Source organism: Salipiger bermudensis, from assembly GCF_020171625.1.
Taxonomy (GTDB): domain Bacteria; phylum Pseudomonadota; class Alphaproteobacteria; order Rhodobacterales; family Rhodobacteraceae; genus Salipiger; species Salipiger bermudensis_B.
The window spans coordinates 1-9,853 of the sequence record NZ_JAIUZY010000029.1 but is presented as its reverse complement, the minus strand read 5'-3'; the positions used below and the strand labels follow the sequence as shown (position 1 = coordinate 9,853).

Annotated in this window: 12 protein-coding genes; 3 read left to right on the top strand and 9 right to left on the bottom strand. The window is 65.8% G+C overall.

Annotated elements, in window-relative coordinates; all coding sequences use genetic code 11:
• The 9 genes from LCM15_RS22540 to LCM15_RS22500 form a co-directional block, all read right to left on the bottom strand.
• A partial coding sequence (locus LCM15_RS22540; protein ID WP_224860066.1) for a (2Fe-2S)-binding protein occupies positions 1 to 310 on the bottom strand: 310 nt, incomplete at its 3' end.
• Positions 311 to 492: 182 nt separating this feature from the next.
• The gene (locus LCM15_RS22535; RefSeq protein ID WP_224860065.1) at positions 493 to 1,872 is read right to left on the bottom strand and encodes an MFS transporter; all 1,380 of its coding nucleotides are present in this window, start codon (positions 1,870 to 1,872) and stop codon (positions 493 to 495) included.
• Positions 1,869 to 2,585: a dihydrofolate reductase family protein gene (locus LCM15_RS22530; protein WP_224860064.1), complete on the bottom strand. Its 717-nt coding sequence runs from the start codon at positions 2,583 to 2,585 to the stop codon at positions 1,869 to 1,871. Before LCM15_RS22530 ends, LCM15_RS22535 begins: the two co-directional genes overlap by 4 nt.
• A gap of 216 nt (positions 2,586 to 2,801) precedes the next feature.
• Positions 2,802 to 3,197: a cupin domain-containing protein gene (locus LCM15_RS22525; RefSeq protein WP_224860063.1), complete on the bottom strand. Its 396-nt coding sequence runs from the start codon at positions 3,195 to 3,197 to the stop codon at positions 2,802 to 2,804.
• A gap of 29 nt (positions 3,198 to 3,226) precedes the next feature.
• On the bottom strand, positions 3,227 to 3,865 hold the full coding sequence (locus LCM15_RS22520) for an NADPH-dependent F420 reductase (protein ID WP_224860062.1): 639 nt from the start codon (positions 3,863 to 3,865) through the stop codon (positions 3,227 to 3,229).
• A gap of 51 nt (positions 3,866 to 3,916) precedes the next feature.
• A complete protein-coding gene (locus LCM15_RS22515) occupies positions 3,917 to 4,678 on the bottom strand; it encodes a carboxymuconolactone decarboxylase family protein (protein WP_224860061.1) in 762 nt (253 codons plus the stop codon).
• 109 nt (positions 4,679 to 4,787) lie between these two features.
• Positions 4,788 to 5,684: a LysR family transcriptional regulator gene (locus LCM15_RS22510; RefSeq protein ID WP_224860067.1), complete on the bottom strand. Its 897-nt coding sequence runs from the start codon at positions 5,682 to 5,684 to the stop codon at positions 4,788 to 4,790.
• 89 nt (positions 5,685 to 5,773) lie between these two features.
• Positions 5,774 to 6,781, bottom strand: a complete 1,008-nt coding sequence (locus tag LCM15_RS22505) for a PQQ-dependent sugar dehydrogenase (protein WP_224860060.1) — start codon at positions 6,779 to 6,781, stop codon at positions 5,774 to 5,776.
• Positions 6,771 to 7,229 carry a cupin domain-containing protein gene (locus LCM15_RS22500; protein WP_224860059.1) on the bottom strand — a complete coding sequence of 153 codons (459 nt, stop codon included), beginning with the start codon at positions 7,227 to 7,229 and terminating at the stop codon, positions 6,771 to 6,773. The genes LCM15_RS22505 and LCM15_RS22500 overlap by 11 nt, the downstream gene beginning before the upstream one ends.
• Positions 7,230 to 7,564: 335 nt before the next feature.
• On the opposite strand from LCM15_RS22500, the gene LCM15_RS22495 reads away from it, so the two are divergent.
• The 3 genes from LCM15_RS22495 (at position 7,565) to LCM15_RS22485 (ending at position 9,813) form a co-directional block, all read left to right on the top strand.
• Positions 7,565 to 7,918, top strand: coding sequence for a cyclophilin-like fold protein (locus LCM15_RS22495; RefSeq protein WP_224860058.1), 354 nt, complete (start codon positions 7,565 to 7,567; stop codon positions 7,916 to 7,918).
• A gap of 87 nt (positions 7,919 to 8,005) precedes the next feature.
• A complete protein-coding gene (locus LCM15_RS22490) occupies positions 8,006 to 8,752 on the top strand; it encodes an SDR family oxidoreductase (protein WP_224860057.1) in 747 nt (248 codons plus the stop codon).
• Positions 8,753 to 8,859: 107 nt separating this feature from the next.
• Positions 8,860 to 9,813: an alpha/beta hydrolase gene (locus LCM15_RS22485; RefSeq protein ID WP_224860056.1), complete on the top strand. Its 954-nt coding sequence runs from the start codon at positions 8,860 to 8,862 to the stop codon at positions 9,811 to 9,813.
• Positions 9,814 to 9,853: the final 40 nt, after the last annotated feature.

The following is a 9,853-nucleotide window of genomic DNA, read 5'->3' as shown; positions in this document are numbered from 1 at the left end:
CCTGCCCCGACTGGCAATAGCCGCATTGCGCGACCTCGTTTTCGACCCAGGCCTCGACCACGCGGCGACCGATCTCGGTGTCCTCGACCGTCTCGATGGTTCGGATTTCGAGACCCGCGACGCTGTCCGCCGGGGTCACGCAGGAGCGCGTCGCCACACCGTCGATCAGCACGGTGCAGGCGCCGCATTGCGCGATGCCGCAACCGTATTTCGTGCCGGTCAGGCCAAGCTCCTCACGGATCACCCACAGGAGCGGGGTGTCGGGTTCCACGTCGACGTCATGCGTCGCGCCGTTGATGTTCAGCTGCATTGTCATACCTGTCGGTTCGATGGGTCTGTCGCGACGATGGCGAGGCACCGCCGGAAGAGCGGGCGCATGCGCCATGCCGAAAAGGGATCTCTGCAAGACCAAGTGTCCTACGAGGCCAGCCTCGAAGCTATGGGTCGAAACCCGATAGCGCCGATGAGCCTGCCTCATGAATGGCCGGGATGTCAGGCGGGCAGCGCCCGACCGCCGCCATCGCGGCGCGACAGAAGCAGCATCGCCAGCACGCCCAGCAGGCTGATGACCGAGGTCGCGACCACCGCCCGATGCCAGCCCTCGAAGAAGCTCTCGCCCTGCGCCCCGGCAATCAGCACCGAGATCAGCGAGATGCCGAGCGCCGAACCGAGGTAGCGGGCGGTGTTGTTGGCAGCCGAGCCCATGGCCGTACGCTCCTGCGGCACGGTCTGCACCGCTTCATGGCCCAGCGAGGCGTTGAGGATGCCGTTGGCGACGCCCGCCACGAAAAGGCCGGGCAGCAGCACGGCCCAGGTGCTGTCCGCGCCGGCGACGAAAAGGAGCGCCTGCCCGACCGCACAGCCGAGAATTGACCAGATTACCCTTGCCCGCGAGGAGAGCGCCGCCGGCAGGAAGCGCGCGCCGAGCGCGGCAAGGACGGTCACACCAGACCAGGCGAGAATGGTGACAGCGGCGGCGAGTGGGCTGAGGCCCAGCCCGCGCACCAGGACGGTCGGCACCATGGACATCAGTGCCAAGACCCCGGCTCCGGAAGCGAAGGCAGCCAGGGTCGCGCCGACAAAGGCCGGGCTGCGGAAGAGGCGCAGCTCAAGGATCGGGTTCGGGCTGCGGCGCTCCAGCCGGACGAAAAGCACGAGCAAGACCCCGGCCAGTGCGATCAGCCCGATCACCAGCAGCGAGGAGCCAACACGGACCTCGACAAGCGCAGACATGAGCGCCGCCATACCAACCATCAAGGCGAGCGCGCCCGGCAGGTCCACCCGCAGCCCCGTGCGGGGGCTCTCCGGAAGTTGCACCGATGCCAGCGCCAGCGGCGTGGAGATCAAGGCGATGATCCAATGGATCGCGTTCCAGCCCGAGACCGAGAGAAATGCGGAGGAGAGGATCGGCCCTGTCGCCACCCCAGCCCCGAGCGCAGCCGCCCAAATCGCGGCGGCTTGCTTGCGCGCCTCGCCTTGGTAGATCTGCCCAAGAAGCCCCAGCCCGCAGGCCATGATCCCGGCACTACCGAGCCCCTGAACGATACGCATCACGATCAGCATCTCCGCGCTGCCGGCCAGCGCCGCGCCGATCGACGAGACCACATTGATCCAAAGACCCGCCACGAAGGTGCGGCGGCGGCCCAGCGTGTCACCGAAGGCACCAGCGGTGAGCAGTCCGCAGGCGGCGCCAAGCGGCATGCCGCTCATCACCCAGGCCTGCTCCGCCGCGCTGAGATCGAGCGCGGAGGTCATGGCGTCCAGCGTGGTCAGCGGCGCGGTAAAAACCACAAGTGCCAGTAGCGTCGCCAGCGCGACGATGACCAGAGGCAGTCTCGGTGCCAAGGTCCCCGATGCGGCCCGGGGGCTCATTCCGCACGCCCTAGTGCAGCCGGGCCGCCGGTGAGCACTCGGTGGCGCATCCACACACAGCCCTTGTCGAGGGTTTCCACGGCGATCAACTCAAGGCCACGAGCCACGGTCGTGCCGCGGTGCTCGTAGATGGCGGGGATGCCGCCCTGCCCGTCCACCACTGGGTAGACGAGCGTGCTGGTCTCGTCGATCAGCCCCTCTGCCAGGAAAGCTCCATTGATCTCGCCACCGCCTTCGAGGATCAGCCGCCTTGTGCCGAAGGCAAGCGCGATCCGCGCCAGCGCATCGGCCAGCGCCCCCTCACCCGAGCCTAGGAAAACCACCGACACGCCGCGCGCGACCAGCATCTCTACATGCGCGCGGGAGGCTTGCTCGCCGAGCACCATCACCAGATGCGCGCCGTCGATGTCGCCGCTTTCGGGGCGGAGCCGACCCGTACGGTCGATGCAGATGCCGATGCCCGACAGTGCATCGTGCTCCGGCGCGATGTGATCGTCCCGCGGGCCGATCTCCTCGAGCGGCGCCGGGTCGGCGGCCTCGAGGTAATGCGCCTCCATGGTCGTGCGTCCGACGATCCATCCATCTGCATCGAGCCGGGCCGCGGCGGCGTCATAGACCTCGAGCAGTTCTTCCTCTTCGCAAGGCCAGCGGTCGGCAAGCAGCCGACCGTCGATGGAGGTGATCATGTGGCAGATGATGTGGGGGCGGGTCATGGATCGGCTCGTTCGGTTTCGGACTGGCGGCCTCGCGATCGCGAAGCGGGCTGGCCCTTCATATGCGGCGCGGCTCGCTTCAGTGTATGCCCGGTCTCCACCTTGCAGAGATGAGCTTGGCTCATGAATGGCGCGAGACCCCTGCCGGTGAGGCCGGTAGCTGAAAGAGCCGGGCGCTGGAAAGCGCCCGGCCCTCAAGAACGGCGGTTTGCCGGATCAGCCGTTGTAGTCCTCGTCGGCCACCTTCTCCATCCAAGTCACCGGCGAGCCGTTGATGCTTTCTTGGATGGCGATGTGCGACATGGCATTTTCCGACGCGGCGCCGTGCCAGTGCTTCTCCTCGGCCGGGAAGAAGACGATGTCACCGGCAGTGACCTCCTCGACCGGCCCGCCTTCGCGCTGAACGCGACCCTTGCCGAAGGTGATGATGATGGTCTGGCCCGCCGGATGGGTGTGCCACGCGGTGCGCGCGCCGGGCTCGAAGGTGACATGCGCGCCGCTTGTGCGGCCGGGCGCGTCGGCCTGGAACATCGGGTCGATGCGCACGGTGCCGGTGAAGTAGTCCTCGGGACCGGGGCCGGAAGGAATGCTGCCTGCGCGGATGATTTTCATTGTCTTTCTCCTTCTGTCTCGCTGCGCGGTCAGCCGCGCAGCTTGGTGAATCTGTAGGTAAGCGCTGGCCCGCCCGGTTGGACGTAAGCCAGTTCCACTGTGGCCATGGCAAAGGGCTCGACATAACGGCCGTTGCGCAACCCGCCGGTGTCGAGCGGCTCGAAGCCGATGTCGCGGATGAGCTGGCTAACTATCTGCTTGGCACCGGTGTCGTCGCCGTAGGTGAAGACCTGCGGCGCGGGGTCCTGCCCCTTGCGGGCGAAGACCGGCGCGAAACTCTCGGAGGGCGTTGTATTGAAGCACGACACCCAGCGCGCCTTCGGGCGCATCCGGGCCAGTTCTTCGCCGCCGGAGGAGGTGGTGCCGACGACGAGGTCCCGGTTGGCTTCGTCGAGCGGCACACAGCAGTTCAGCACCACCTTTCCCGCCAGATCGCCCGCCTGCTCCAGCACGTCGCCGACCCGCGACCAATGCACCGCCAGAAGCAGCGCGCCGGCCTCGTCCACGGCGTCGGCAATGGTTCCCGATTGCCCGCCGCTCTCCCGCGCAAGACGCTCGAGCTTCGACGCACTGCGCGCATAGGCAAAGGTGACGTCATGGCCAGAGGACGCCCAGAGCGTGCCGAGCTTGCCGCCCATCAGACCCGATCCGAGAATGCCGATCTTCATGCTGTTCTCCTGAATTACGGCAGCGGAGCCGAAGCCCCGCCGCCCGAAGACTTAGTTCACTCGCGCCTCGAAGACCTGCTTGGCCACCGGCAGCGCCGAGAAGACCTTGGGCCAGCCTGCGTAGAAGGCGAGATGCGACAGCATGGCACCCGCCTCTTCCTGCGTCAGCCCGTTGTCCATTGCGCGACCCAAGTGGAAGGTCATCTGCTCGGGCTGACCGGCGACGATCAGCGCGGCGACGGTCACCATGCTGCGGTCGCGGGGCTCCAGCGCCGGGCGCAGCCACAGATCGTTGAACAGCAGCTCGCGCGTGGTGTCGACGACACCCATGCTGACATTGGCGAAGTTGCCGCGCACGGTTTCTTCACGTGCGGCCTCGGCCTCCTCATTGATCGGAAGCAACTCGGGCTCGAGCGCCGGAAGATCCTCTGCCGTGACACCGCGCGCCTCGTAGACCGGCGCCATCGCCTCCGCGGCGGCGGTGGCATTACCCCAACCGGTGTAGAAGGCGAGATGGGTGATCGTCTCGGACAGCTCGGCCGGGGTCACGCCCGCGTCGAGCGCCAGCTCGACGTAGCTGCCGAGGTTCTCTGTCTCATGGCGCGTCATCAGCGCCGCGAAGGTGACAAGCGCGCGGTCGCGCATCGAGAGCTCTTCGCCCGCCCAGACAGAGCCGAAAAGATCATTGGTCGAATAAGCCTCAAGCGCGGGCGCAACGGCGCCGACGGCGGATGGCAGGGTGCTGGACACCTCCTGCGCGGTGGCGCCGGTGGTCATGAGGGCGAGGGCCGAAGCGGCAACATAGGTCTTCATGGGAGCTCCTGTCGGGCTGGTTCCGGTTACCCCCTTGATGTGGGCGGACCCTGCGGAACCTTAATGCCCGATTGGGCCAACCCACTCATGACAGCGCCTCATGAATGCCTCAACCCCGCTCTCGCAAAGCCTCCAGCACCACCTCGAAAGCAGAAGACGGACGCTGCCGGCTCGGGTAGTAGAGGTGGAACCCCGGGAAGTAAGGGCAGTAGTCATCAAGGCAGGTCTGCAGAGCGCCGGAGGCCAGGTGTTCCGCCGCCAGCCGTTCCGGGATCAGCGCGAGCCCGTGGCCGTCTACCGCCGCGCGCATCACCGGGTTGATCGTGTTGAAACAGGTCTGGCCCGAAACCTTCACGCGGATCTCGTTGCCGTCCTTGTCCTCGAATTCCCAAGCATAAAGCGCGCCATGGGTCGACAGCCGCAAATTGATGCAGCGATGCTCGGCCAGATCGTGTGGCACCTGCGGGGTGCCCGCCGCCTCGAAATACTCGGGGGCACCGACGCAGATCATCCGCTCTTCCGGGCCGATGCGCATCGAAATCATGCCGTCGCTCACCTGTTCGCCGTAACGCACCCCGGCATCGCATTGCGAACTCGCCAGATCGGTATAGCCGTAGTCCATGACGAACTCGACGTTCACCGCAAGGTATTGCTTCAGCACCGGCGAGAGCTTGGGCCAGAGAATGCTGTCGATCGCGTATTCCACCGCGACGATCCGCACCGTGCCGGTGGGCTGATCGCGCGCGTCATTCAGCGCCTTGAGCCGCGCCTCGATCATCTCGAAACAGGGATTAAGCGTCGCTAGGAGGTCCTCGCCCTCAAGCGTCGGGGCGACCGAGCGGGTGGTCCGGGTCAGCAGGCGCAGACCGAGCCGCTGCTCGAGCCCCTTGATCGTATGGCTCAGGGCCGACTGCGAGACGTTGAGCCGGGCTGCGGCGCGGGTGAAGCTCCGCTCCTCGGCAACTGCCGCCAAGGCTATGAGGTCGTTTATGTTTTCACGAAGCATGAGGGAGGCCTTGATCTGGTGCTCGAGGATCACAACGGGTCTCCCTCACAATATATGTGCGTGGCTCATGACGTCCAATGATTATCCTATTATCGGGAAACCCGGATCATTCGATCAGCGGACGCACCGTCCCGCCGCGGCGAGCGGTTGCTGGTGATCGCGTAGAAATGGGTGTCGGTCACCAGCACGTCGCGCACCCGATCTCCGAGGCTCAGGGCTTCGGACACCGCACCATCGGTGCCGACCGAGAGAACGGAACCCGTCCGCAAGCTGGCGAGCAGCAGGCGCTCGCCCTCCCAGGCAAGGCCCGACGGCGCCCAGGTGCCGCGCCCGGAATGGGCCAGCGGCGCCTGCATCCCGTCCCGCGTCTCGTCGCCTTGGATCAGCGGCCAGCCGTAGTTCGCGCCCCGCTCGATCCGGTTCACCTCGTCATGGCCGGACTGACCGTGCTCCGCGGCGTAGAGCTGCCCGACGGCGTCCCACGCTAGACCCTGTGGGTTGCGATGTCCCAGCGACCAGACCGGCGAGCCGTCGAACGGATTGTCCTCGGGAACCGCACCTTCCGGCGTCAGCCGCAGGATCTTGCCCGCGAGGCTTCCTACGTCCTGCGGACGCTCACGGTTCTCTGTCCAACCCGTGGTGACATAGAGCATCTCGTCCGGGCCGAAGGCCACGCGTCCGCCATTGTAAAGCGGATGGCCAGGGATGCCGTCGAGCAGCACGCGCGTCTCATGCCAGGCATCGTTGCGCAGCTCAATCTCGATGACGCGGTTACTGCGATCCTCCGGCGTGCCCATGTGCTGATAGACCACCGCGCGGCGGCTCTGCGCAAAGTCGGGCCGCAGCGCGAGGCCAAGCAGCCCGCCACCCCGGTCATTCAGGACCGGTGCGCTGGTCTCGACCGGCAGCCGGGCGAAGTTCTCGCCGTCGAAGATGCCGATGGTCCCGCCCTTCTCGGTTACGTAGATCACCTCGCCCTGCGCCTCGATGTCCCAAGGGTAGTCGAGCCCCTCAAGCACCGTTTCCTGCGCCTGTGCAGCCAGCGGGAGAAGCGCGGCCATGAGCAGGCCGCGCCAGATTGCAGCCTTAGCTGCCATATTCTTCGTCCGTCACCAGCGCGCCCCAGGTCACTGCCGAGCCATCTTCGGCGGCCTGGATCGCATAGTGGGTGACCGAGGTGCTGTCGGTCGCGCCGTGCCAATGGTTCACGCCCGCCGGAGCGAAGACCACGTCGCCGGTACGCATGATCTGCTTTTCCTGGCCCTCTTCTTGGTACCAACCGGTGCCCTTCGTGACCACCAGATACTGGCCGATCGGGTGCGTGTGCCAAGCCGAGCGCGCGCCCGGCATGAACGTCACCTCGCCGGCGCTGACATCGTTCATGTTCGGCCCGAAGACCGGCGCTACGAACACGGTGCCGGTGAAGGTGTCTTCGCTGCCGATCTGGCCGCCACGATCCAGCGTCGTGGTCTGCGTCATCTCCTGCGCGAAGGCAGCGGGAGCCGCGGCCAGCGTAAGGGCGAGTGCTGCAAGGGTTGTTTTCATCAGGTCGTCTCCATTGTGCATGAGGCGGCCATAGGGCCTGCAGCAGGGTTCATTCCCTGCCTGCCCAAATGAGATAGCGATGCCGTATTGGTGTATAATGCCAGCGGTTCGGGACACGCTCATGAGAGGACCTCATGAAAGCCCAGCGTCACCACCCAGACTGCTCCCCCAGCGCGGAGACGGAGTCAATCTGGCGCGCTTCCGGTTTCATGAGCGTCATTCATGGCTGCATGTACTGAGCGCCCGATTATCCTGCGTAGCGGATAGATTAGGTGATGTGCTGTCCGAGGCGCCCTCGCCTCGGTCTTCAATGACCCAGATGGAAAGGATCAGCCATGACCAGGATACACGTGACTGTCGGCGAGGCGGTTCTTTCCGCCACGCTCGATGACACGCCTGCCGGGCGTGACTTCGCAGCACTTCTGCCGCTGGAGCTGACCCTCAGCGACTATCACGGCATCGAGAAGGTCGCCGACCTACCTCGCAAGCTCGACACCACCGATGCCCCGGCGCGCTACGCGGCGAAGGCGGGGGACATCACGCTGTATGCGCCATGGGGCAACCTCGCGATCTTCTACAAGCCGTTTCAGGCCGCGGTGGGCCTCGTCCGCCTCGGTGCCTTTGACGGCGACTTCGAGTCGTTGCTCCGGCACGGCAGCTTCAAGGTGAGCCTGGCCCGCGCCGACTGATCCGGCCCGCAGCAAATTCACCCGTGGCGCCGCAAGAGGCCAAAAGGTCCGTCCCGGCGCTCCGCATTCCCTAGGAAAGAGACTAGCATGACCGATAACATCACCGGCAAAGTCGTCATTATCACCGGCGCCTCGAGCGGTATGGGCGAAGCCACCGCCCGCGACCTCGCCGCCAAGGGTGCCAAGGTCGCGCTCGGCGCGCGCCGCACCGACCGGCTCGACGCCCTCGTGAACGAGATCAAGGCGGCTGGCGGCGAGGCCATCGCCGTAGCCACCGACGTCACCAAGCTCGAAGACGTTCAGAATCTCGTCGATACCGCCAAAGAGACCTTCGGCACCGTCGATGTCATCTTCAACAACGCCGGTCTGATGCCCCTCTCGCCGCTGGACAGCCTGCGCATCGACGAGTGGAACCAGATGATCGACGTGAACATGAAGGGCACGCTCTACGGCATTGCCGCGGTGCTGCCGATTTTCAAGGAGCAAGAGTCGGGCCAGGTTATCAACGTCTCGTCGGTCTACGGCCACAAAACCGTCGCCACCGGCGCCGTCTACTGCGCCACCAAGCACGCGGTGCGCTCGCTGTCGGAAGGCCTGCGGCAGGAGGTCAAGGACTACAATGTGCGCGTCACGGTGATCTCGCCCGGCGCGGTCAACACCGAGCTGACCCAGCACATCACCGAGGAAGGCCTCGGCGATGCGGTGCGCGATGCGGTCAGCAGGATCGGCGTACCTGCGACGACCATGGCCGACATGGTCGCGTTCGCGATCTCGCAGCCGGCGAACGTCGATGTGAACGAGATCCTGTTCCGCCCCACCGTGCAGCCGGAGTGATCCGCAGCCGACGCCGCATTATCCTGTCGGGGCCGCCCACCCGGTGGCCGCGGACCCGCCTGCCGCCCTCCCCCACGGACCTCCCCAAAGCCTCCCAAGGAAGAAAAATGCCCAAGAACACCTACATCTTCGACCTCTCGCCGAACGTCACCCGCACCGCGGTAGATTTCCAGACCCGCTTTGGCATCGGTATCGCCGCCGACCTTTACCGCCCCGCCGATTTCGACGAGACCCGGGCGTACCCGGCGCTGATCGTCGGCGCCCCCTACGGCGGCGTGAAGGAACAGGGCCCCGGCGTCTACGCCAACGAACTGGCGCAGCAGGGCTTTGTCGTGCTGACCTTCGACCCTGCCTGGAACGGTGCCTCCGAAGGTGGCCAGATGCACCTGTCGTCGCCCGACCAGATGGTCGAGGACTTCATGGCCTGCGTCGATTTCATCGGCACCCGCTCCTTCGTCGACCGCGACCGTATCGGCGCCATCGGCATCTGCGGCTCGGGCGGTTTCGCGCTCTCGGCAGCCAAGATCGACCCGCGCATCAAGGCCGTGGCCACCGTGTCGATGTATGACATCAGCCGCATGCAGAAGAACGGCTTCGGCGACAGCTTGACCGTTGCCGACCGAACCGGGCTTCTGACGACGCTGGCCGAGCAACGTTGGGCCGACTTCGAAACCGGCGAGCAGACACTCACCGACCGCGGTGCACCGCTGGCATGGGATGCCGAGGCCAACCCCGTCGGCGCCGAGTTCGGCGCGTTCTACTCGCGTCCGCGTGGCTACCACCCGCGCGCGATCACCCAGTTCACCATGACCAGCACGCCGTCGTGGATGAACTTCGCGCTGATGGACGATCTCGAATGGCTCGCCGGTCGCCCCGTCCTGCTGGTGGTCGGCGAGCACGCCCACTCGCGCTACTTCAGCGAGGACGTGTTCAAGCAAGCGCACGACCCCAAGGAAATTTTCATCGTGCCGGGCGCGAACCACGTCGACCTTTATGACAAGACCGACGTGATCCCCTTCGGCAAGCTCGTCGACTACTTTGAGACGGCTTTCGGCAAGTGACGTGGAACTGATTCAGGGCCTCCGGAGTCCCATCCCGGGG

What these genes read in the sequence shown, in the direction of transcription:
- LCM15_RS22495 (WP_224860058.1), top strand. Translation starts at nt 7,565, where the DNA reads ATGACCAGGATACACGTGACTGTCGGCGAGGCGGTTCTTTCCGCCACG.
- LCM15_RS22535 (WP_224860065.1), bottom strand. Translation starts at nt 1,872, where the DNA reads ATGAGCCCCCGGGCCGCATCGGGGACCTTGGCACCGAGACTGCCTCTG.
- LCM15_RS22525 (WP_224860063.1), bottom strand. Translation starts at nt 3,197, where the DNA reads ATGAAAATCATCCGCGCAGGCAGCATTCCTTCCGGCCCCGGTCCCGAG.
- LCM15_RS22505 (WP_224860060.1), bottom strand. Translation starts at nt 6,781, where the DNA reads ATGGCAGCTAAGGCTGCAATCTGGCGCGGCCTGCTCATGGCCGCGCTT.
- LCM15_RS22490 (WP_224860057.1), top strand. Translation starts at nt 8,006, where the DNA reads ATGACCGATAACATCACCGGCAAAGTCGTCATTATCACCGGCGCCTCG.
- LCM15_RS22510 (WP_224860067.1), bottom strand. Translation starts at nt 5,684, where the DNA reads ATGCTTCGTGAAAACATAAACGACCTCATAGCCTTGGCGGCAGTTGCC.
- LCM15_RS22485 (WP_224860056.1), top strand. Translation starts at nt 8,860, where the DNA reads ATGCCCAAGAACACCTACATCTTCGACCTCTCGCCGAACGTCACCCGC.
- LCM15_RS22530 (WP_224860064.1), bottom strand. Translation starts at nt 2,585, where the DNA reads ATGACCCGCCCCCACATCATCTGCCACATGATCACCTCCATCGACGGT.
- LCM15_RS22515 (WP_224860061.1), bottom strand. Translation starts at nt 4,678, where the DNA reads ATGAAGACCTATGTTGCCGCTTCGGCCCTCGCCCTCATGACCACCGGC.
- LCM15_RS22520 (WP_224860062.1), bottom strand. Translation starts at nt 3,865, where the DNA reads ATGAAGATCGGCATTCTCGGATCGGGTCTGATGGGCGGCAAGCTCGGC.
- LCM15_RS22500 (WP_224860059.1), bottom strand. Translation starts at nt 7,229, where the DNA reads ATGAAAACAACCCTTGCAGCACTCGCCCTTACGCTGGCCGCGGCTCCC.